The organism is Sulfitobacter sediminilitoris, from assembly GCF_010667575.1.
GTDB classification, from domain to species: Bacteria; Pseudomonadota; Alphaproteobacteria; order Rhodobacterales; family Rhodobacteraceae; genus Sulfitobacter; species Sulfitobacter sediminilitoris.
Map to the genome: position 1 here is coordinate 77,312 of NZ_JAABNT010000011.1, position 22,214 is coordinate 99,525.

The following is a 22,214-nucleotide window of genomic DNA, read 5'->3' on the forward strand; positions in this document are numbered from 1 at the left end:
GACCATGCAATGAAACTTTACCGCTTCCTCTCAGAAGAGGACACGTCCGCCTTTTGCCACAAGGTCACCGATGCCCTGAACAAGGGGTGGGAGCTTTACGGCACACCCACCCAAACATGGGACCACGCCGCCGGGGTCATGCGTTGCGGGCAAGCCGTGACCAAGGAAGTGCCCGGCACCTACACCCCTGAGACAAAACTGGGAGAGCACTGATGGGCAAAACCAACGCCGGGCGCTTTTTCGAAGACTATCGCGTGGGCGAGACACTGCATCACGCCGTACCGCGCACGGTTTCAGGCGGAGAGCGGGCGCTTTACCACATGCTCTATCCGGCGCGCCACGCGCTTTATTCATCAGACCAGTTCGCGCAAGCCAGCGGGCTCAGGGCCAGCCCGCTGGACGACATGATCGCCTTTCACATTGTCTTTGGCAAAACCGTGCCGGACGTGTCGCTGAACGCCGTTGCAAACCTTGGCTACGCTCAAGGCCGCTGGCTGGCACCCGTCTGGCCCGGCGACACGCTGCGCAGCCAGTCCGAGGTGATTGGCCTCAAACAGAACTCGAACGGGAAAACCGGTGTCGTCTATGTGCGCACGAGCGGGTTGAACCAGCATGACGAAGCGGTGCTGGAATATGTGCGCTGGGTGATGGTACGCAAACGCAACATCGATGCCGCCGCGCCCGAGACCGTCGTGCCAGATCTGCCGTCCGCGCTGACCCCGGATCAGCTCGTCGTGCCAGAAGGGCTTGATTTCACCAACTACGACTTCACCCTCGCTGGTGAAACGCACCGCTGGAGCGACTACGAAGTCGGTGAGCAGATTGATCATGTCGATGGTGTCACCATCGAAGAAGCCGAACACATGATGGCGACGCGGTTGTGGCAAAACACTGCGAAAGTCCATTTCGACACCTCCGCCCGGCCCGATGGCACCCGGCTGATCTATGGCGGGCACGTGATTTCCATGGCACGTGCGCTGTCGTTCAACGGTTTGGCGAATGCGCAGATGATGGTCGGTCTGAACGGCGGTGCACACGCGAACCCTTGCCTTGCAGGTGACACGGTACGCGCATGGTCCGAAGTCCTGGACAAGGCAGAAACCGATGCCCCCGGCGTTGGTGCCATCCGTTTGCGGCTGGTGGCCACCAAAGGCGGGGCCGCGTTCCATCTGCGGGGCGAGGACGGCAAGTATTCACCGAATGTGTTGCTGGATCTCGATTACTGGGCCCTGATGCCTCTCTGAGCATTTTCATTAGCTCAGGGTCGGCGGCGGTCAGCAGCAGTGGCCGAACGCATCTCTTTTTGTGGAAAGAATCAGGTTGAAGGCTTGCTTCTCACAGCGGCGTAGCGACCGGTTATGCCGCTATTTTCTTATCAATTCCTGAATTTTACAATATTTGTGATCACACGTTTTTTAGCTGTGATCACAAATGTCACTTTCCTGTAGTATTGCGATCAAAACTCCGAAAAGCTGCGCGGGAACCATAAGACTCGCGGGTCAGCCAACCCGTAGCTTGAACCAAAACGGGACCGTTTTCCATGAACATCCACGAATACCAGGCGAAAGCCCTTTTGCGCAACTACGGCGCGCCCGTCTCTGATGGCCGGGTCGTCCTCAAGGCCGAGGACGCCAAGAGCGCTGCTGGAGAACTGGACGGCCCGCTTTGGGTTGTCAAAGCGCAGATCCACGCAGGTGGGCGCGGCAAGGGCAAATTCAAAGAGGCCGACGCCGGCGATGCAGGCGGTGTGCGCCTGACCAAATCCGTGGAAGAAGCGGCAGAGCAGGCCAAGAAAATGTTGGGCCGCACATTGGTCACGCACCAGACCGGCCCTGTCGGCAAGCAAGTGAACCGCATCTACATCGAAGATGGCTCCGGCATCGAGACTGAGCTTTACCTCGCGCTGCTGGTCGACCGTCAGACCTCGCGCGTTTCCTTCGTCTGCTCCACCGAAGGCGGCATGGACATTGAAGAAGTCGCGGCAAGTACGCCTGAAAAAATCCTCAGCTTCTCTGTCGACCCCGCCACCGGCTACCAGCCCTTCCATGGCCGCCGTATCGCCTTTGCGCTGGGACTGGAAGGCAAGCAGGTCAAGCAATGCGTGGGCCTTATGGGGCTGCTCTACAAAGCCTTCATTGAAAAAGACATGGAGATGCTTGAGATCAACCCGTTGATCGTCACTGACAGCGGTGACCTCAAAGTTCTGGACGCGAAGGTCGCCTTTGATGGCAACGCGATGTACCGCCACGCCGATATTGCCGAGCTGCGCGACACCACCGAGGAAGATCCCAAGGAACTCGAAGCCTCCAAGTACGACCTCAACTACATCGCTCTGGACGGTGAAATCGGCTGCATGGTCAACGGCGCGGGCCTTGCGATGGCCACGATGGACATCATCAAGCTTTACGGGGCCGAGCCCGCCAATTTCCTCGACGTCGGCGGCGGTGCCACCAAGGAAAAGGTCACCGAAGCGTTCAAGATCATCACTTCCGACCCGAACGTCAAAGGCATCCTCGTTAACATCTTCGGCGGCATCATGCGCTGCGATGTGATCGCAGAAGGCGTCGTCGCTGCTGTGAAGGAAGTGGGCCTGAAGGTCCCGCTGGTCGTGCGCCTCGAAGGCACGAACGTGCAGCAGGGCAAGGACATCATCAACAACTCCGACGTCGACGTGATCGCGGCGGACGACCTGAAGGACGGCGCGCAGAAGATCGTGAAGGCTGTGAAGGGGTGAAGGGCAGTCCGCGCATAAGCGCGGCAAACGCTCCAGTGGAGCGTTTGTGGCGTTCACGGGCGGAGCCCCTGCGATGGACCGCTGGTCTTCTGGCCGCAACAATCGCCTCCAGTCCGGCCAACGCTCAGACTGCAACCTCAGCTGAAATTGGAGAAATGGTAGAAATTGCACGCGACACCTGCATTTCCACGTTCCCAAGCTACCGCAACATTGCACCACGGCTTGCTGCGAAGGGGCTGGCTCAGGACGAACTTGGGACATGGCGCGGCGAAAGCGCGATTGTCGTCTTTCGGAAGGCAAGCGGCAGCAATCTTGACTGCGAAGTCTGGATGTCAAAGAACTCGAAGATCAAAGATGTGTCTGAGCGCCTGCAGGCGAAGCTTTCCAATATGGGCGTGCGGATCCTCTCGGCCACGCGCAAAGGCGTTCGTCTGTCTGCCAATTTCACTAAAGACGGGGCAGCAGGCACACTCAGGGTTGAGCCGATGAGCGGCCGTACTTCCAAGATTGTCGTTTCCCATGGGGCTGGGTCGTGAGACGCCGCGCAGCGATAGTACCGAAGGCTCTGCGCGCGCTGGGCTTTGCCGCTGGTCTTGACGTTTTGTTGAGCGTCAGCGGAGCGCAAGCAGGCGACCCTGCCTCGACAGCCCGCGCTGCCATGGACCTCTTCGCGCAAAACTGCTTCTCACCCTTCATGACCGCCGAGAAGGCCCGCAAAACCTTTGCCCTCTCCGGCGCCACATACGACTTCTACGACCTCGATCCCTTCTCCAGCGCCGATCCCTCCCCGGCCACGGGCCGCCCCGCGACCCCCGGCACCGACCGCCGCTGCGAGATCGCCTTCGCCGGCAACCACGCCGACAAGGCAGCGGCAACCGCTGTTGAGGCACTCACCAAGGAGGGCATCACCACCCCTGCCCCCTTGCCCGCCAGCTACACCGAAACCGAAACCACCACTCTTCTTGCCGCGCGGCGCTTGAATCCGCGTCGCACCGCCATCGTCCATGTGGGCACCCGCAATGGGCCGCAGGGCACCGAAACATTTATGCTGGTGGAGCGCCTCTTGCCCACCAACGACCAGAACTAAGGAAAAGACATGGCCGTACTCGTAGACGAAAACACCAAAGTCATCTGTCAGGGCCTCACCGGCTCGCAGGGCACCTTCCACACTGAACAGGCCATCGCCTATGGCACCAAGATGGTCGGCGGCGTGACCCCCGGCAAAGGCGGTCAGACGCATCTGGACCTGCCTGTCTTTAACTCCGTGCACGAGGCCAAGCATGTGACCGAGGCCAACGCCTCTGTCATCTACGTTCCGCCTCCCTTCGCGGCGGATTCGATCCTTGAGGCAATCGACGCCGAGATGGAGCTGATCGTCTGCATCACCGAAGGCATTCCGGTTCTTGACATGATGAAGGTGCAGCGCGCGCTCGAAGGGTCCAAGTCCCGCCTCATCGGCCCCAACTGCCCCGGTGTCATCACACCAGACGCCTGCAAGATCGGCATCATGCCCGGCCATATCCACAAGCGTGGCTCCTGCGGCGTGGTCTCCCGCTCCGGTACGCTCACCTACGAGGCGGTCAAGCAGACCTCCGATCTGGGCTACGGCCAGTCCTCCGCCGTGGGCATCGGTGGCGACCCGATCAAAGGGACGGAGCACATCGACGTGCTTGAGATGTTCCTCGCTGACGATGAGACACAGTCCATCATCATGATCGGCGAAATCGGCGGCTCCGCCGAAGAAGAAGCCGCGCAGTTCCTTGCCGATGAAAAGAAGAAAGGCCGCTGGAAGCCCACCGCAGGCTTCATCGCCGGCCGCACCGCCCCTCCGGGCCGCCGCATGGGCCACGCTGGCGCCATCGTCGCCGGCGGCAAGGGAGGCGCCGAGGACAAGATCGAAGCCATGCGTTCAGCGGGCATCGTCGTGGCCGACAGCCCCGCGACACTGGGCGAGGCGGTGAAGGAAGCGATCGAGAAGGGATAATGTAGGGCGGGGTTCACCCCGCCTTCACCACCGGCGGGGAAAACCCCCGCCTTACGGGAGGACGACCAATGACCATGGACTTCATGACCGCCGTCAAAACCTGCCTGACGCAGAAGTACGCCAAGTTCGAGGGCCGCGCCTCCCGCTCCGAATACTGGTGGTTCTTCCTCTTCGTGGTCCTCGGCTCCATCGTGGCGATGTTCCTCGGCCCGCTGTCCTTCATCTTCACCCTCGCCATCATCGTGCCGATGCTGGCCGTGGGCTTCCGCCGCCTGCAGGACACCGGCCGCCCCGGCTGGTGGATTGTCATCACCGCCGTCCTCAGCCTGCTGAATACGCTGCTGGCCCCCGCCATGCCCGACGAGGCCGCCATCGCCGCGGGCGAGTTCCCCGGCACCGGCTCGGTCCTGCTGTCCGGCGTCCTCGGGCTCATCGGCCTGATCGTCAGCCTCGTCTTCCTGTGGTGGCTCACCCGCCCCAGCCAGCCCGAAACCAACCAGTACGGCCCGCCGCCCGCGCCCGCCGCCTGATCCACGTCCAGCCCAGCCATAAGGTGACGCCATGACCGAACAACCCGCCAACGACCATTTCCACGCCTCCTCCTTCATGGAGGGGGACAACGCGGAATACCTTGAACAGCTCTACGCCCGCTACGCCGCTGACCCGTCTTCAGTCGATGAGGCATGGCACGTCTTCTTCAAGGCGATGGGAGATGAGCGCAAAGCTGTCGAAGCCGAAGCCTCTGGCCCGTCTTGGGCACGGCGTGACTGGCCCCCGGCCCCAACGGGCGACACCATGGGCGCGCTTACCGGCATCTGGCCCGAACCCGAAGAGGCAAAGGCCGCAGGTGACAAGATCAAAGCCAAGGCCGCCGAGAAGGGCGTAGAGGTCAGTGACGATCAGATCAAACAGGCCGTGCTGGATTCAATCCGCGCGCTGATGCTGATCCGGGCCTACCGGATCAGGGGCCATCTGGCCGCCGATCTGGACCCGCTTGACATGCGCGAAGGGGGTGACCATCCCGAGCTTGACCCAAAAGCCTACGGTTTCTCCGACGCCGACATGGACCGCCCGATCTTCATCGACAACGTGCTTGGCCTTGAGGTCGCGACACTCAAACAGATCGTCGGCATCGTCAAACGTACCTATTGCGGCACGTTTGCACTCCAGTACATGCACATCTCAGACCCCGAACAAGCCGGTTGGCTGAAGGAACGGATCGAAGGTTACGACAAGGAAATCACCTTTACCAAGAACGGGCGCAAGGCGATCCTTTCAAAGCTGGTCGAGGCCGAGGGATTTGAGAAATTCCTGCACGTCAAATACATGGGCACCAAGCGTTTCGGCCTTGATGGCGGCGAAAGCCTTGTCCCCGCGATGGAGCAGATCATCAAACGTGGCGGTCAGTTGGGCCTGAAAGAGATCGTTATAGGCATGCCCCATCGGGGCCGCCTGTCGGTGCTCGCCAACGTGATGCAGAAACCCTACCGCGCGATTTTCAACGAATTTCAGGGCGGAAGTTTCAAGCCAGAGGACGTCGACGGATCTGGTGACGTGAAATATCACCTTGGTGCCTCATCGGACCGTGATTTCGACGGCAATTCTGTCCACCTCTCTCTCACAGCCAACCCCTCACACCTTGAGGCTGTGAACCCCGTGGTGCTGGGCAAGGCCCGCGCCAAGCAAGATCAGCTGAACGATCACGACCGGATCGCCGTCATGCCACTCCTTCTGCACGGTGACGCGGCATTCGCGGGGCAAGGCGTCGTGGCAGAATGCTTCGCTCTGTCAGGCCTGCGCGGTCACAAAACGGGCGGCACAATGCATCTCGTGGTGAACAACCAGATCGGTTTCACCACCGCACCGCACTTCTCGCGTTCCTCTCCCTATCCCACCGATAACGCACTCGTGGTCGAGGCGCCTATCTTCCATGTCAACGGTGATGATCCCGAAGCGGTCGTGCACGCCGCGCGCGTGGCCACCGAATTCCGCCAGAAGTTCCACAAGGACGTGGTGATCGACATCATCTGTTACCGCCGGTTCGGACATAACGAGGGCGATGAGCCGATGTTCACCAACCCGGTGATGTACAAGAAAATCAAAGGCCACAAAACCACGCTGAGCCTCTATTCCGACCGTCTGGCCAAAGACGGTTTGGTGCCCGAGGGCGAAATCGAAGACATGAAGGCCGATTTCCAGAAGCTGATGAACGATGAGTTCGAAGCTGGCAAGGAATACCGCCCCAACAAAGCCGACTGGCTGGATGGCAAGTGGTCCCACCTCGACAAGCAAAAAGAGAAATATCAGCGTGGCAAGACAGCGATTAAACCTGCCACGATGAAGGAAGTGGGCAAGGCCTTGACGACCGCGCCCGACGGTTTCCCGCTGCACAAGACAGTCGGGCGCCTTCTGGATGCCAAGGCAGAGATGTTTGAGGCTGGAAAAGGCTTTGACTGGGCAACCGCAGAGGCGCTCGCCTTTGGCTCGCTTCTGACTGAGGGCTACAAGGTCCGCCTTGCCGGGCAGGATTCGACCCGCGGCACCTTTAGCCAGCGTCATTCGGGCCTGATCAATCAGGAAAACGAAGAACGCTACTATCCGCTTAACCATATCCGCGAGGGGCAGGCAGAGTACGAGGTGATCGACTCAGCGCTCAGTGAATATGCCGTTCTCGGATTTGAATACGGCTACTCGCTGGCTGAACCGAATGCCCTGACACTTTGGGAAGCGCAGTTTGGCGACTTTGCCAACGGAGCGCAGATCATGTTCGATCAATTCATCAGCTCAGGCGAATCCAAGTGGCTGCGCATGTCCGGTCTGGTCTGCCTGCTGCCGCACGGCTACGAGGGACAGGGGCCGGAACACTCTTCCGCCCGTCTGGAACGGTTCCTGACCATGTGTGGCGGCGACAACTGGATCGTGGCGAATTGCACGACACCGGCCAACTACTTCCATATCCTGCGCCGTCAGCTGCACCGCAGCTACCGCAAGCCGCTTATCCTGATGACGCCGAAATCGCTGCTGCGTCACAAGCTGGCGGTCTCAACGGCCGATGAGTTCACAACGGGTTCAAGCTTCCACCGCGTCCTTTGGGATGATGCGCAGCAGGGCAATTCCGACACCAAACTGGTGGCGGATGACAAGATCAAGCGCGTGGTGATGTGTTCAGGCAAGGTCTACTACGACCTGCTTGAAGAACGCGACGCGCGGGGCATCGATGACATTTACCTCCTGCGTTTCGAACAGTTCTATCCCTTCCCCGCGCAATCTGCGGTCAAGGAGTTGGAGCGGTTCAAAAACGCCGAGATGGTCTGGTGCCAGGAAGAGCCCAAGAACCAGGGCGCATGGACCTTTATTGAGCCCAACATCGAATGGGTTCTTGGCCGTATCAAAGCCAAAAACACGCGGCCCGTCTACGCAGGCCGCGCCACCGCCGCCTCCCCGGCGACAGGTCTGGCCAGCCAGCACAAAGCACAACAAGCCGCCCTCGTGGACGAGGCGCTGACACTCAAAGGATCGAAGTAATGACAGAAGTACGTGTCCCGACGCTGGGCGAATCCGTGACCGAGGCGACCGTGGCAACATGGTTCAAGAAACCCGGTGACGCCGTTGCCGTGGACGAAATGCTGTGCGAACTGGAAACCGACAAGGTGACGGTCGAGGTCCCCAGCCCCGTGGCGGGCAAACTGGAAGAAATCGTCGCCGCCGAGGGCGAAACCGTCGGCGTGGATGCCCTGCTTGCTAACATCTCCGAAGGCGATGGGGGCAACAAGGCAGCGCCGAAAGCCCGCGAAAGCTCTGAAAATGATGCGGCCAGCAGCCAAGCGCCTCGCAAGTCCAGCGACGGCGGAGGTCAAAGCGTTGACGTCATGGTCCCCACGTTGGGAGAGAGCGTTACCGAAGCGACCGTCAGCACATGGTTCAAGAAGGTGGGCGATACCGTTGCCCAAGACGAAATGCTGTGCGAGCTGGAAACAGACAAGGTTTCTGTCGAAGTCCCTGCTCCCGCCGCAGGCACTCTGACCGAGATCCTTGCAGAAGAAGGCAGCACAGTTGAAGCCAATGGCAAGCTCGCGGTTCTGTCCGCAGGGTCTGGCGCAGCGGCCTCTGCTTCCGCACAGGAGACAGCTCCGGCTCCGGCAGCGGCCAGCCCATCAACCGGCAAAGACGTCGAAGATGCCCCATCGGCCAAGAAAGCCATGGCCGAAGCGGGCATCAGCCGCGATCAGGTCACCGGTTCGGGCCGTGATGGACGCGTGATGAAAGAGGACGTCGCCAAGGCCATCGCTGCTGGTACCTCAGCAGCAGCATCCGCACCAGCGGCTGTCACAGCGCCACGCGCCCCATCCGCTGCGGATGATGCGTCCCGCGAGGAACGCGTGCGTATGACACGTCTCAAGCAGACCATGGCCCGCCGCCTGAAAGAAGCGCAAAACACCGCCGCGATCCTGACCACCTTCAATGAGGTCGACATGACCGAGGTGATGGCGATCCGGAACGCCTACAAGGCCGATTTCGAAAAGAAACACGGCGTGCGCATGGGCTTCATGTCCTTCTTCACCAAGGCGTGCTGCCACGCCTTGAAGGAAATCCCCGAGGTCAATGCAGAGATCGACGGCACTGACGTGATCTACAAGAACTATGTCCACATGGGTGTTGCCGCAGGCACGCCCACGGGCCTTGTGGTGCCGGTAATCAAGAACGCCGACAGCATGTCCTTTGCCGAGATCGAGAAGGCCGTGAATGCCATGGGCAAGAAGGCCCGCGATGGCAAGCTCACCATGGCCGACATGACCGGCGGCACCTTCACCATCTCAAATGGCGGCGTCTACGGCTCGCTTATGACCGCGCCCATCCTGAACCCACCCCAGTCCGGTATCCTTGGCATGGCGAAAATCCAGGACCGCGCGATGGTCATCGGCGGAGAGATCGTGATCCGCCCGATGATGTACATCTCGCTCAGCTATGACCACCGGATCATCGACGGCAAAGGCGCGGTGACATTCCTTGTGCGCGTCAAAGAGATGCTGGAGGATCCGCGTCGTTTGTTGATGGACTTGTAAGTGGCGGCGGGGCGAACCCCGCCCTACTATCCGTCCGCAGAGCGGGGCTCATCCCGCCAGCTTAGGGGACAATAACATGACCGAACTCACACTCCTTGCCGCCTACGGCATCCTAGTACTGATCACACTGCTCCTGCAGGTCTTGGGCTCCATGCGCACGCTCTCCATGGGCTACCTGATGTCCGCGCGGGACGAACCGCGCGAGGTCGGCCTGATGACCGCCCGCATTAAACGCGCGCTCGACAATTCAATCACCGCCATGGCGCTTTTCGCCCCTGCCGTGCTGCTCTTGGAAGTGCAGGACAAGACCGACAATGCATCTCTGCTGGCCTGTCAGGTTTTCCTAGTGGCGCGCATCATCTACCTGCCGGTATACGCGTTGGGCGTCCCAGCGATCCGCACGCTGGCATGGCTTGCCGGTTTTGCCGCTACAGCCATACTCTACCTGCTGGCGCTATGAGCACTGAACTCACGGTTCTTGCACTCGCCACTCTATGGCAGATGGTGCAGTTCGTGCTTTATGCCTTGCCGGCGAACCGCGAGCTTGGTCCGGGCTACACCATGTCAGCCCGCGACAGGGAACCTGCTCGGCCCATGTCCGACCGCACGGCACGGCTGGGCCGCGCCTTTGACAACCATACCGAATGGCTGCTGCTTTTTGCCATCGCCGTGGGCGTCACCGAACTTTCAGGCCAGGGCACGCCGTTCACTGCTGCTTGCGCCTGGGCCTATCTCATTGCACGCGTCGCCTATGTGCCCGCCTATGCCTTTGGCCTGACGCCCTGGCGCTCGCTCATCTGGAGCGTGGGCATTCTTGCTACCCTTTTGATGCTGCTTGCAGCGCTTATCTGACGCCCCTACCCTGCGGGCCAATACCACCCAAGGAGAAACTCCCATGTCCAGCTATGACGTCATTATCATCGGCTCCGGCCCCGGCGGCTATGTCGCTGCGATCCGCTGCGCGCAACTGGGTCTGAAAACCGCCTGCGTCGAGGGGCGCGAGAAGCTGGGCGGAACCTGCCTGAACGTGGGATGTATTCCGTCCAAGGCGCTGCTGCATGCGTCACACATGCTGCACGAGGCAGAGCACAACTTTGCCGAGATGGGGCTGAAGGGCAAAAGCCCATCGGTCGATTGGAAGCAGATGCTGACCTACAAGAATTCCACGATCGAGACGAACACCAAGGGCATCGAATTCCTGTTCAAGAAGAACAAGATCGACTGGCTCAAGGGCTGGGGAACCATCCCCGAAGCCGGTAAAGTCAAGGTCGGAGACGAGGTTCACGAGGCCAAGAACATCATCATCGCGACCGGGTCCGAAGCTTCCTCGCTCCCCGGGGTCGAGGTGGACGAAAAGGTCGTCGTGACCTCCACCGGCGCGCTTGAACTGGGCAAAGTGCCCAAGAAAATGGTCGTGATCGGCGCGGGCGTTATCGGCCTCGAACTGGGCAGCGTCTATTCCCGCCTTGGGTCAGAGGTCACGGTTGTCGAATTCCTTGATGCGATCACACCGGGCATGGACCCCGAAGTGCAGAAAACCTTCCAGCGGACGCTGAAAAAACAGGGTCTGAACTTTGTTATGGGTGCCGCGGTGCAAAAGACCGAAGCAACCAAGACCAAGGCCAAGGCCCATTACAAGCTGCGCAAGGACGACAGCGAGCATGTGTTGGATGCCGATGTGGTGCTGGTTGCCACGGGGCGCAAACCCTATCATGACGGGCTCGACCTTGAGGCGCTTGGCATTCGCCTGACCAAGCGCGGTCAAATCGCCGTGACCAAGGAATGGCAGACCGACGTTAAGGGCATCTACGCCATCGGTGATGTAATCGAGGGCCCGATGCTGGCCCACAAGGCAGAAGACGAGGGCATGGCCGTTGCAGAAGTGATCGCGGGCAAGCATGGACACGTGAACTATGGCGTGATCCCCGGTGTGATCTACACGCATCCAGAGGTCGCCAACGTAGGTGAAACAGAACAAACCCTCAAGGACGCGGGGCGCGCATACAAGGTGGGCAAGTTCAGCTTCATGGGCAACGCCCGCGCCAAGGCGAATTTCGCAGGCGACGGTTTTGTTAAAATTCTTGCGGACAAGGAAACCGACCGCATCCTTGGATGTCACATCATTGGCCCCGGCGCGGGCGATCTGATCCACGAGGTTTGCGTCGCAATGGAGTTCGGTGCCTCTGCGCAGGATCTTGCGATGACCTGCCACGCCCACCCCACCTATTCCGAAGCAGTACGCGAGGCGGCGCTGGCCTGCGGCGACGGCCCGATCCACATGTAGATCAGGGCCTTTACGGCATCATTCAGCGGGACGGTTCGATGGCTGCGCTTTCTGTTGGGGCGCGGCCATTCTCTTTTTCAAGCGGTGCCGCGCAAGGCAATAGGCATCAAGCTGGGTACAACGGCATCCGGCCCCGTGATCCATTCATAGGCCATGAACGTCGACCACCCGCCAAGACCCATGAAGAAGAAATCTCCCAAAAACAGGTGGAAAGCTACCACATGGTCTTGGCCGCGCGCGCGCCATGCATCGTCATAGGGCGCACCGCCTTCTTCGCCGCTCGTCATCTCGGCCAATATCTCGCCTACCGTGGGCAGTCCCGCGCTTTCATCCGTTCCTGACCACGTCCCCGCACGCATCAGCGCGCGGGCGCATTGGGTATAAATCTCGCCAATGGTGATGACGATCACGGTCGCGGGCTGGCGACCCTTCTTTTCGAACCGCGCCCGCAGTTCTGCATCGTCGGTCAGAATGGCTTGGCCGTTCACCCGGACGACATTGTTCGATCCGGGTACCATGAACATCAACGAAATCCGCCCGTCCTGAACAATGTTGCGAAGGGAATCGAGACGGTTGTTTCCACGCCAATCGGGCATGGCCAACGTCCGCTCATCCAGTTCCAAAACCACGGGGCCATCGTCACCGCGCGGACTGCCGTCAGTTCCCTGTGGTCCCACGGTGCTGAGCACACAAAACTTGGACGCCATGATCCACTCGCGATATAGCGGCGTCATCCTGTCAGCCACCTTGCGCAACGAGGGAGCACCCGCCTTGCCGTAAAGAGACTCAAGTTGCTCAATATCCGTGATCCTAGGCATTTGGCTGCCATCCTCCCTCTTTCAACAGGGCGTTGGATGTCGTTTCGACCTTTTGTTCCAAGTCCGCCATGAACGCGTCTTTCGACAGGCCCGGTTCGATCGGGTCAAGAAATTCGACCACTGCCAGACCGGGACGGCGGTAAAGCCCGCGTCGTGGCCAGAAATAGCCTGCATTTGTAGCCACAGGGATACAGGGCTGCCCCAACTGCCCATAAAGAACGGCGGTGCCCACCTTGTAGGGGGCCGACACCCCCGGCGCGACACGGGTGCCTTGTGAATAGATCACGATCTGTCCCGGCTCGATCCGGCCCGCGTGAACGTCATCCATCATCTTCTGGATCGCCTTGCCGCGCTTGCCCCGGTCTACGGCAATCATCTGCATGCGCTTGGTGTATTGACCAATCACCGGGGTCCAGAGAATTTCCTTTTTCATGATGAACTTGGCCCGTGGCAGGGCGTGGAATATGATCATGATATCCAGAAACGACTGATGCTTGGCGGCAACCAGCACCTCGCCATCAGGCACTTTGCCACGCACCTCGCACCGCAATCCGATCATCCAGCGCGCGCTCCACATGCACCATGCCGCATAGGTCTTGCAGGCCGTGTAAGCGCCGGTCTTTGAGAACATCGCCCAAGGGGCAAATGCCAGACCGATGATCGGCATCGCGATCGTCACCTGAATTATGTAGAGGATCGAACGCACCCATTGCAGCATTACGAAAGCTCCCTCAATGTACGCCGTGCTGCGGCCCCCGTGGCCGCAAAGGCGACAGCCCCGGCAAGCAGCGGGATCAACAGCGGCCAGAGCCAGTGCCAGCCCTGAAACCCGAGCCCGGTCAGAAAACCACCCGCATCTGATGCGTCCGGCAGGAACAGCATTGCAATCAAGCCTAGTGCCGTACCTACCGCCGCGCCTGAGAACGCGCGCAGCGTAAAGCGGCGGATGAAAGCCTGCCCGATATAGCCATCAGTCGCACCAACAAGGCGCAGCACGCGAATGACTTGCGCATTTGCTGCCAAGGCCGCGTTGGCGGCCAGCGTGATCATCGCCGCCACCGCAGCCGCGATCAAAAGGATAGACGCCCACCCCAGGATTCGCAGACGGGTTGCTGCCTGTATCAAGGGTGCGCGCCAGCGACTGTGATCATCCAACACCGCACCCGGCACTTCGGCGGCCAGACGCAAACGCAGCCCGGCGGCATCGACGCCATCGCTGTTCTCAATCACCTCAATCAGACGTGGCACCGGCAGCGTGTCCAGTGCCAGTTCAGATCCGAACCAAGGCGCCAGCAATTCCTGCTGTTCTTCATCACTCAGCGCCCGCGCGCTGGCGACGCCGCGGGTGGTTTCAAGAATGCGCAGCGCCGCTTCAGTTTGTACTGCACGTTGGTCCAGCGGCGCGACAATGCGAATGGTCGCAGAGCGTGCCAATTCCTCGCCCCACCGGTCCGCAAGCCGACCCGCAGCCAGTGACAGTGCCATGGCAAAAACCGCCAGAAACGCCATCACAGCCGCCGCAAAAACCGTGAGTTGCGCGGTAAAGCCTGATGGCGGGACCACGCGGTCCGCCTGACGGTCACCGAGAAAAACAGCGCGCAGACTGGCGATGTCCAATATCACAGGTCTGCTCCTGCCAGTTGTATGCGCCGGTTGGCGATCCGCAACACCCTCGCCTGCACATGTGCCTTGGTGGCGCGGATCAGGCTCAGATCGTGGGTGGCGATCAATACGGTCTTGCCCATCTTGTTCAGCTCGATCAGCAACCGCAAAAGCCGTTGTGACATCTCCCAGTCGATGTTGCCGGTGGGTTCATCCGCCAATATCACGTCCGGTGACATGATCACCGCGCGTGCCAGCGCCGCGCGCTGGCGCTCGCCCCCGGACAGCTCTGGCGGCAGGGCATCGGCCCTGTTTGTCAGACCAACCCAAGACATCAGCTCGTTCAGATCGCTGCCCGCCGCTTCGGCATGTCGCCCTGATACTGTCAGGGGCAACGCAATATTGTCCGTCACGTTGAGATGATCCAGAAACTGCACATCCTGATGCACCACACCAACACGGCGGCGGATTTCTGTGATGCCGTCTCGGTCAAGTCCCCGTACATCTGCGCCAAAAAGCCGGATGTGACCTGCCGTAGGCAGCAGCGCCCCATAGCACAGTTTCATCAAGGTGGTCTTGCCCGCACCAGACGGGCCGGTCAGAAAATGAAACGAACCCGGCGCCAATTTCAGCGAAATGTCAGACAGCAATTCGCCACCGCCATAGCTGTAGGCCACATTTTCCAGCTCGATCACACCTGCACCCCGTCTCAACGGTTCTGTTGTGCCTCAGCACCGCTGGGGATTCAATGCAGCACTTAGAGGCACGCGCACCAGTTATCGCTTTTCCTGGCCAAACGTTAACCATATGGTATTGAAAGGTGCGCAAATATAGTTGTGAGTGAGCGACGGAATACCAAATGAGGCTGAGCTGCCCAAATTGTGACGCCCAGTACGAGGTCCCGGATGAGGTTATTCCGACCTCTGGCCGGGATGTACAGTGCTCCAACTGCGGCCAGACCTGGTTTCAACATCATCCAGACCACGTTCCCGCGGAAGATGACCAAGACATAAAGTTGAGTGTTGAGGCACCCGCTCCTGACGAGGAAGTCTCGCCGCCTCCGCCCCCCGCACCGCCGCCCAGCAAAGAACCCGAGCGGCGCCAGCTTGACCCGGCCGTTGCCGATATCCTGAGGCAGGAGGCCGAAGCGGAGTTCGAGGCACGCAAGCGTCGCCAATCCGAAACGCTGGAAAGCCAGCCTGACCTAGGCCTTGAAACCGCAGATGAGCCGACAAGGCCTGATCCAGAGGATGAAGCGGAGCGCCGCGCGATGGACGCCAAGCGACGCATGGCCCGCATGCGTGGAGAGAATGAGCCAGACACGGAAACCGCTGCTGCCGCGGCCGCGATTTCCTCGCGGCGGGGATTGTTGCCCGATATCGAAGAGATCAACTCGACCCTGCGCAGCGACAATAGCCCCAGCGGCGTTGACGCTGACGCTCGCGAGGAGCTGGGTGCTGGCGGCGAACAAAAGAAAAAGCGCAGTTTCAAGACCGGGTTTCTGACAGTCGTGCTGATCGCAATTGTGCTGGCCGCGCTCTATATCCTTGCGGCACAGATTTCCGCAGCGGTTCCTGCGCTTGAACCCATGCTGAACAGCTATGTCGCGTGGATTGACCAAATGCGTCTGGCGTTGGATGAGAAACTCCAAAGCCTGCTCAACTGGCTCAACGACGCGGCAACAGAATCCTCAAACTAAAGACCAACGCCGCTTAGAACCGGTCAAGCAGTCTGTTCAGATAATCCCGTTCAACTTCCGGGCGCTCCGTCTCGCCAGAGCGGCGGCGGATTTCGTCGAGCAGCTCGCGCGCGCGCCCTGCACCGCCCGGTCCCATCGCAAGCGGGCCTTCGGAACTGTTGGCACCATTGTTGCCTTGTTCGCGCCCCAGCGGATCTCGGTTTTGCGCCCTCCGGTCAGACTCCGCAGTGCCTTGCCCGGGCTGCTGGTTCTGTTCCTGTTGCGCCATCGCCTCGCCGAGTGACCGCATCCCTTCGCGCAGCGCTTCCATGGCCTGCGCCTGATTGTCGATGGCCTCGGCCAGATCGCGGTTGCGCAACGCCTGTTCGGCGTCATCCATTGCGCGGCCTGCCCGGTCAAGCGCGTCGCGTGCCGCATCGCCTTCCGGTGTCCCCTGACCGGGAAGGCGGCCCTGCTGGCGGCGCAGTTCATCGCGCAACGCCTGCTGGCGCTCGGCCAGACCCTCTTCGCTGTTGCCAGCGCTGCCATCACCTTGCTGGTTCCCTTCGGCGCGCTGTCCCTCACCTTGCTGCTGGTCGCCGTTGCCCTGCCCCTGACCGTTCTGGCCTTCGTGGCTCTGACCGCGCCCTTGGCCGCCATTGCGGCCCTCGTTGCCCTGATTTTCACCAGCCTGCGCACCGGGGTTGAACTGTTCCTGTAGATCACGGAATGCCTGATCGCTCAGTCCCTGCTGCTGCCGCAGCGTGTCGGCAAGCCCTTCCATCGCCTGTTGCCCCGGTGATTGTTGGCCCTGACCCTGCTGGCCTTGGGTGACCCGCATGTTTTCCATCATCTCCTGAAGCTGCTGGAGCGCCTCTGCGGCTTCGGCCATGCGGCCCTGTTCCATCAACTCCTGAATGCGATCCATCATCCGCTGAAGGTCGTCCTGCGTCATCTGCATGGACTCGCCCTGCTGCTGTTGCTGCTGTCCGTCTTGCCCCTGCTGACCTTCCTGTGCCTGCTGGCGCTGAAGCTGCTGAAGGTATTCTTCGGTAGCGCGACGCAACTCATCCATTAGTTCCGCGATCTCCTCGTCCGAGGCGCCATTTTTCATCGCCTCCTGCAACCGCTCTTGTGCGCGGCGCAACCGCTCCAGCGCATCGGCCAGCACTCCCTCCTCCAGTTCCAGCGCCAGCCCCCAGAGGTCTTCCGCAAGCTCATCCTGAACCTCATCGTCGAGACCGTAACGCGCGTGGATTTCCAGCCGCTCGATCAGCCGCCTGACCCGCAGCGCGATCGTCTCGCTTCGCAACACGTCCTGAGGCTGATAGGATACCGCCCGCATCACCTGCGCCATGCGCGGCGCATTGGCCTTGGACCAAAGCAGGTCGCGTCGCATCTCGATCATCGCGGCGGCGGCAGGATTGAAGAACCGCCGTCCGGGCAAGGTCATGTCCACGGGTGCAGTTGCGCCTTGCTGTTCTGCCGCATCCAGAACGCTAAGCGTCAATTTGACGGGGAGATTGGCCCAGGGATGTTTGGAAAAATCATCAATCATGTTCTCTTCGAACGCGGCCCGATCACCGGAAATAGGGGTCGGCAAAGGCACCACGATTTCTGCCCGTGGATCAGGGTCAATGGTTAGGCCATAACGGCGATCGACCGCCGCAAGGTCCAGCATGATACGTGCCTCGCCGGCCTCGACCCCGTAATCATCATTTGCGCCGAAGGGCAGCCGCATCTCACCCAGTGCGGCCACTTCGGGCTCGCCCAATATCTCAACTTCTGGTGGGTCATCGGGGCGTACTGTCACGCTCCATGCACGTCCGCCAGGTCCATCCACCGCGATTGTGCCCGCTTGCAGGACGGCAAAATCCTGGGCCGGATCCGATGCCGCTGGCAAATCGGACGTCCGACCGGACACCGTTTCTGACAAAGTCAGCGCCCCGACATCGCCATAGAACCGAAGTGTGATCAGCGTACCCTTGGGCAAATCCAGCGTCTCAGCCGTCTGATCGTTCAGATACAGCGTGGGCCTGCCTGTGTATCTTGGCGGTTCTGCCCAGCCTTCCCAGACCGGACCTGACGCCAATCCGCCAGCGCCGGGGGCCATATCTGCCACGGACCCAACCCGCCAGATTGATCCAAAAAGCAGTGCCACCGCGAATGCAAGCACCGCCACAAAGCGCAATGCGTAAGGGTCACGTTTCGATACCCGTAGATCAGCAGGTACCGCCCGCGCCGCTGCCGCACGCTCGGCCATCCTGGCCTTGTGCGCGCGCCAGACCGCCATGGCCGCCTCATCTTCGGTCCCGATGGCCGCATCGTCCATCATTGCCTGAATTGGCCGACCCGGCAGGCTGGCATCCAACCGTTCCATTGCGGCGCCCCGCGATGGGACCCGGAACCGCCGCAGCGCATAGACGAATGCACCCAAGGCCGCGACTGCCGTCAGAACGGCAGCACCCCATACCACTTCGATGATCACGGTGTCCTGCAAACCCAGCATCAGCGCCGCCAACACCAGCAAAACCACCGTCATCAGCGGCCAGAGCGATTGCACAAGCGCCTCGGCCAGCATCCCCGCCCAAGTCAGCCGCAAGGGCCAGCGCAGACCTCTCAGCCCGTTGCGCAAATCATTGGGGGTGAATGTGCTCATCTCGCGTGCTCCCTCAGGGTGCGGGGCAGGATAGCCTCACAACCACTCGGGAATGGTATCTCGTTTTATCATTTCGTCAAAGGTCGGCCGTGCGCGGATAACCGCGAATTGATCGTCTTTCACCAGCACTTCGGGAATAAGTGGTCGCGAATTATACTCGCTGCTCATAACCGCGCCATATGCACCAGCCGATCTGAAGGCGACAAGATCACCAGACTGCAACGGCGGCATAAGCCGCTGCTTGGCAAAAGTGTCACCAGATTCGCAAACCGGGCCCACGATATCCATCGGTTGCATCTCTACACCTGCCGCAGGCTCCACCACCGGAATGATGTCGTGATAGGCGTCATACATCGCCGGGCGAATAAGATCGTTCATGGCGCTGTCGAGGATCAGGAAATCGCGCCCCTCACCCGACTTGACGTAGATCACCTCGCTCACCAGCAGTCCCGCATTACCGGCGATCAGACGGCCCGGCTCAATCTCGATCTCGCAGCCCAGATGGCCCAGTGTTCGCTTGACCAAAGCACCGTAATCCGATGGCAGCGGTGGATCCGCGTTACTGCGCTCGTAAGGAATGCCCAGACCGCCACCCAGATCCAACCGTGTGATCTTGTGTCCATCCGCGCGCAAGGTCTCTGTCAGGTCGGCGACCTTTTGATAAGCCAGCTCGTAGGGTTCGAGTTCTGTGAGTTGAGAGCCGATATGGACGTCGATGCCAATGACCTCGAGGCCCGGCATCTTGGCCGCCATTGCGTATACCTCGCGCGCGCGCGAAATCGGAATGCCAAATTTGTTCTCTGATTTGCCCGTGGCAATTTTGGCGTGCGTCTTTGCATCCACATCAGGGTTGACCCGCACGGTGATTGGCGCCTTCACACCCACCTCTTGCGCCACCGCATCCAGCAGCACCATTTCCGGCTCACTTTCCACATTGAACTGCCGGATGCCGCCTTCCAGTGCCGTCCTGATCTCTTCCCGTGTCTTGCCGACGCCAGAAAACACGATCCGCTCACCTGGCACACCCGCGGCACGGGCCCTGCGGTATTCTCCACCAGACACTACATCCATCCCGGCGCCCACTTCGGCAAGCGTGCGCAGCACCGCCTGATTTGAATTGGCCTTCATCGCATAGCAAACCAGATGATCCATCCCCTCCAGCGCCTCATCGAACAGCCGGAAGTGCCGCAAGAGCGTTGCAGTGGAATAGACATAGAACGGCGTGCCGACCGCAGCCGCTATCTCGGAAATAGCAACATCCTCGGCGTAAAGTGCGCCGTCACGATACAGGAAATGATCCATTTTCTTTTTGGCCCTGAATACTTGAGAGCGCCCTATTTTACAGGCGCTGTCCGCAAAAAAAGATAAAGCGGCAAGCCGCAGCTGACCCCAATACAGAAGGTGGCTGGAATGGCAATGAGTGCCAGCCAGTTCCGCCGCACCGCAACCTCGGCGATGATCCAGACGGTCAGCGTGACAGCGGCTATGGTCAGATCCCACACTAGCCCACTGGCGGCAGCGTTGACATGCCACGCATCGACCATCGCCATGATGTCATAGCCGTTCTGATTGAACCACGTGATGAAGTAATACATCGGGTGAATGGCCCCCCATATCGCAAGGGCCAGAAAAATCATACGCAAAGGGGACATATCAGTACCTCCGAACCACACCGACATTGGCATGGCCGGTAATATGGATCCCGGGCTGATAATTGCTAGGTTGCTGACGTGTATCGGACCGTCCGGCCGGATCGTCGTCCGGGTCAGGCGTGCCACATCCCGTCAGCGCGAAAAGCAGCGAGATGAGCAAAACCCGGATCACAGCCCAACCCCCAACGTCACCGTCAGTGGCCCTTTGCTCACTCCTACACGCGTGTGGGCCGACATGCCGTTATCAGTTAACGTGATCGTTGCGTCCCGCGTCGGTATGACAGGCTCGCCATCTGCTCCACAAGCGGCAACGCCCGCCGCGATCAGCACTGCCAAAACCCATCTCATCCAAGCAAACCCTTCCAACGCGCGATTTGACCCCGCACCTGCTCTGGTGCTGTGCCCCCATAAGACATACGCGAATTCACGGAATTTTCCACGCCAAGAACGCCAAAGACATCTTGCGTGATATCATTGTGAACTGACTGCATTTGTTCCAACGTCAAGTCAGGCAAATCACAGCCCTTTGCCTCGGCCATGGCCACAAGCGATCCAGTGACGTGATGCGCATCGCGGAACGGCAGGCCCAGCACCCGCACCAGCCAGTCGGCCAGATCGGTTGCGGTGGAAAAACCACTGCCCGCAGCCGCCGCAAGGTTCTCGCGGTTTCCGGTCATGTCGCGCACCATGCCCTCCATCGCGGCCAGCGCCAGCATCAGGTTGTCGGCGGCATCAAAGACCTGTTCCTTGTCTTCCTGCATGTCCTTTGAATAGGTCAGCGGCAGGCCCTTCATCACCATCATCAACGCGGTGTTCGCCCCAAAAATGCGACCTACCTTGGCACGGATCAGCTCTGCCGCATCTGGGTTTTTCTTTTGCGGCATGATGGATGATCCGGTCGAGAACCGGTCACTGAGCGCGACAAATCGGAACTGTGCCGAAGACCAGATCACCAATTCCTCGGCAAAGCGGCTTAGGTGCATCGCGCAAATGCTGGCCGCCCCCAGAAACTCCAGCGCGAAATCCCGATCACTGACCGCATCCAGTGAATTCGCGGCCGGACGGTCAAAGCCCAGCGCGTCAGCCGTCATGTGACGATCAATAGGAAATGACGTGCCCGCCAATGCCGCAGCGCCCAAGGGGCTTTCGTTCATCCGGACCCGCGCATCGCGCACCCGGCTCAGATCCCGGCCAAACATCTCTACGTATGCCATCATGTGATGGCCCCAGGTCACGGGCTGTGCCGTCTGCAAATGCGTGAACCCCGGCATGACCCAGTCTGCTCCGGCCTCGGCCTGTCCAAGCAGCGCCTGGATAAGCGCAATGAGGCCGCTCTCGAAGGCATCCAGTTGATCGCGCACCCAAAGCTTGAAATCCGTCGCCACCTGATCATTGCGCGACCGCCCCGTGTGCAACCGACCCGCGGGCTCGCCGATCACCTCTTTCAGCCGCGCCTCGACGTTCATGTGAATGTCTTCCAGTGCCGTGGAAAACGCGAACCGCCCCTCTTCGATCTCTGACAAGATCGTGAGCAGACCTTCCCGGATCGCTTCGGCATCGCTATCACTGATGATGCCCTGCGCGGCCAACATCGCTGCATGGGCGCGACTGCCCGCGATATCCTGTGCCGCCATGCGCTTGTCAAAGCCGATGGAGGCATTAATTGCCTCCATGATGGCATCAGGACCGGCGGCAAAGCGGCCGCCCCACATTTTGTTGGACGTTTGATCAGTCATAAAA

21 protein-coding genes and 1 pseudogene are annotated in these 22,214 nt (G+C 60.3%); 13 read left to right on the top strand and 9 right to left on the bottom strand.

Translation table 11 applies throughout. The features are described 5' to 3' along the window. The first annotated feature begins 9 nt into the window (after window positions 1–9). The 12 genes from GV827_RS16460 to lpdA all read left to right on the top strand — a co-directional run bounded on the left by GV827_RS16460 (window position 10) and on the right by lpdA (window position 12,065). Window positions 10–213, top strand: coding sequence for a DUF1737 domain-containing protein (locus tag GV827_RS16460; protein WP_164354908.1), 204 nt, complete (start codon window positions 10–12; stop codon window positions 211–213). Next, window positions 213–1,244: a MaoC family dehydratase gene (locus GV827_RS16465; RefSeq protein ID WP_164354909.1), complete on the top strand. Its 1,032-nt coding sequence runs from the start codon at window positions 213–215 to the stop codon at window positions 1,242–1,244. Before GV827_RS16460 ends, GV827_RS16465 begins: the two co-directional genes overlap by 1 nt. 296 nt (window positions 1,245–1,540) lie before the next feature. Beyond that, window positions 1,541–2,734 (top strand): ADP-forming succinate--CoA ligase subunit beta, encoded by a 1,194-nt coding sequence (gene sucC, locus GV827_RS16470; protein WP_164354910.1) that lies wholly within the window; start codon window positions 1,541–1,543, stop codon window positions 2,732–2,734. A 155-nt stretch (window positions 2,735–2,889) separates the two neighbouring features. Beyond that, window positions 2,890–3,270 carry a hypothetical protein gene (locus GV827_RS16475; protein ID WP_164354911.1) on the top strand — a complete coding sequence of 127 codons (381 nt, stop codon included), beginning with the start codon at window positions 2,890–2,892 and terminating at the stop codon, window positions 3,268–3,270. 122 nt (window positions 3,271–3,392) lie between these two features. Continuing rightward, a complete protein-coding gene (locus GV827_RS16480; RefSeq protein WP_164354912.1) occupies window positions 3,393–3,821 on the top strand; it encodes a succinyl-CoA synthetase subunit beta in 429 nt (142 codons plus the stop codon). 9 nt (window positions 3,822–3,830) lie between these two features. Continuing rightward, window positions 3,831–4,718 carry a succinate--CoA ligase subunit alpha gene (gene sucD / locus GV827_RS16485; RefSeq protein WP_164354913.1) on the top strand — a complete coding sequence of 296 codons (888 nt, stop codon included), beginning with the start codon at window positions 3,831–3,833 and terminating at the stop codon, window positions 4,716–4,718. A 68-nt stretch (window positions 4,719–4,786) separates the two neighbouring features. Further along, window positions 4,787–5,248: a DUF805 domain-containing protein gene (locus GV827_RS16490; RefSeq protein WP_235930405.1), complete on the top strand. Its 462-nt coding sequence runs from the start codon at window positions 4,787–4,789 to the stop codon at window positions 5,246–5,248. A gap of 31 nt (window positions 5,249–5,279) precedes the next feature. Further along, a complete protein-coding gene (locus GV827_RS16495) occupies window positions 5,280–8,243 on the top strand; it encodes a 2-oxoglutarate dehydrogenase E1 component (RefSeq protein ID WP_164354914.1) in 2,964 nt (987 codons plus the stop codon). Beyond that, window positions 8,243–9,781, top strand: coding sequence for a 2-oxoglutarate dehydrogenase complex dihydrolipoyllysine-residue succinyltransferase (gene odhB / locus GV827_RS16500; RefSeq protein ID WP_164354915.1), 1,539 nt, complete (start codon window positions 8,243–8,245; stop codon window positions 9,779–9,781). Before GV827_RS16495 ends, odhB begins: the two co-directional genes overlap by 1 nt. A gap of 76 nt (window positions 9,782–9,857) precedes the next feature. Further along, on the top strand, window positions 9,858–10,241 hold the full coding sequence (locus GV827_RS16505; protein WP_164354916.1) for an MAPEG family protein: 384 nt from the start codon (window positions 9,858–9,860) through the stop codon (window positions 10,239–10,241). Next, complete coding sequence (locus GV827_RS16510; RefSeq protein ID WP_164354917.1) at window positions 10,238–10,633, top strand: MAPEG family protein; 396 nt, start codon at window positions 10,238–10,240, stop codon at window positions 10,631–10,633. Before GV827_RS16505 ends, GV827_RS16510 begins: the two co-directional genes overlap by 4 nt. 43 nt (window positions 10,634–10,676) lie before the next feature. Then, window positions 10,677–12,065 carry a dihydrolipoyl dehydrogenase gene (gene lpdA, locus GV827_RS16515; RefSeq protein WP_164354918.1) on the top strand — a complete coding sequence of 463 codons (1,389 nt, stop codon included), beginning with the start codon at window positions 10,677–10,679 and terminating at the stop codon, window positions 12,063–12,065. Window positions 12,066–12,279: 214 nt separating this feature from the next. Here lpdA and GV827_RS16520 read toward each other — a convergent pair. From GV827_RS16520 to GV827_RS16535, 4 genes and pseudogenes are all read right to left on the bottom strand, one after another. Beyond that, window positions 12,280–12,883: pseudogene (locus tag GV827_RS16520) on the bottom strand (pyridoxamine 5'-phosphate oxidase family protein). Next, complete coding sequence (locus GV827_RS16525) at window positions 12,876–13,601, bottom strand: lysophospholipid acyltransferase family protein (protein ID WP_164354919.1); 726 nt, start codon at window positions 13,599–13,601, stop codon at window positions 12,876–12,878. Before GV827_RS16525 ends, GV827_RS16520 begins: the two are co-directional and overlap by 8 nt. Next, window positions 13,601–14,506: a cell division protein FtsX gene (locus tag GV827_RS16530; RefSeq protein WP_408056272.1), complete on the bottom strand. Its 906-nt coding sequence runs from the start codon at window positions 14,504–14,506 to the stop codon at window positions 13,601–13,603. Before GV827_RS16530 ends, GV827_RS16525 begins: the two co-directional genes overlap by 1 nt. Beyond that, complete coding sequence (locus tag GV827_RS16535; RefSeq protein ID WP_164354920.1) at window positions 14,503–15,180, bottom strand: cell division ATP-binding protein FtsE; 678 nt, start codon at window positions 15,178–15,180, stop codon at window positions 14,503–14,505. The genes GV827_RS16530 and GV827_RS16535 overlap by 4 nt, the downstream gene beginning before the upstream one ends. A gap of 164 nt (window positions 15,181–15,344) precedes the next feature. On the opposite strand from GV827_RS16535, the gene GV827_RS16540 reads away from it, so the two are divergent. Next, window positions 15,345–16,184: a zinc-ribbon domain-containing protein gene (locus GV827_RS16540; protein ID WP_164354921.1), complete on the top strand. Its 840-nt coding sequence runs from the start codon at window positions 15,345–15,347 to the stop codon at window positions 16,182–16,184. A gap of 13 nt (window positions 16,185–16,197) precedes the next feature. Here the strand turns inward: GV827_RS16540 and GV827_RS16545 are convergent, their stop codons facing one another. The 5 genes from GV827_RS16545 to argH all read right to left on the bottom strand — a co-directional run bounded on the left by GV827_RS16545 (window position 16,198) and on the right by argH (window position 22,210). Then, complete coding sequence (locus GV827_RS16545; protein WP_164354922.1) at window positions 16,198–18,822, bottom strand: TIGR02302 family protein; 2,625 nt, start codon at window positions 18,820–18,822, stop codon at window positions 16,198–16,200. A 36-nt stretch (window positions 18,823–18,858) separates the two neighbouring features. Next, window positions 18,859–20,124, bottom strand: a complete 1,266-nt coding sequence (lysA, locus tag GV827_RS16550; RefSeq protein WP_164354923.1) for a diaminopimelate decarboxylase — start codon at window positions 20,122–20,124, stop codon at window positions 18,859–18,861. Between the two features lie 32 nt (window positions 20,125–20,156). Continuing rightward, window positions 20,157–20,474 (bottom strand): DUF2834 domain-containing protein, encoded by a 318-nt coding sequence (locus tag GV827_RS16555; protein WP_164354924.1) that lies wholly within the window; start codon window positions 20,472–20,474, stop codon window positions 20,157–20,159. A 168-nt stretch (window positions 20,475–20,642) separates the two neighbouring features. Continuing rightward, a complete protein-coding gene (locus GV827_RS16560; RefSeq protein ID WP_164354925.1) occupies window positions 20,643–20,822 on the bottom strand; it encodes a hypothetical protein in 180 nt (59 codons plus the stop codon). Then, the gene (gene argH / locus GV827_RS16565) at window positions 20,819–22,210 is read right to left on the bottom strand and encodes an argininosuccinate lyase (RefSeq protein WP_164354926.1); all 1,392 of its coding nucleotides are present in this window, start codon (window positions 22,208–22,210) and stop codon (window positions 20,819–20,821) included. The genes GV827_RS16560 and argH overlap by 4 nt, the downstream gene beginning before the upstream one ends. Between the last annotated feature and the right edge of the window lie 4 nt (window positions 22,211–22,214).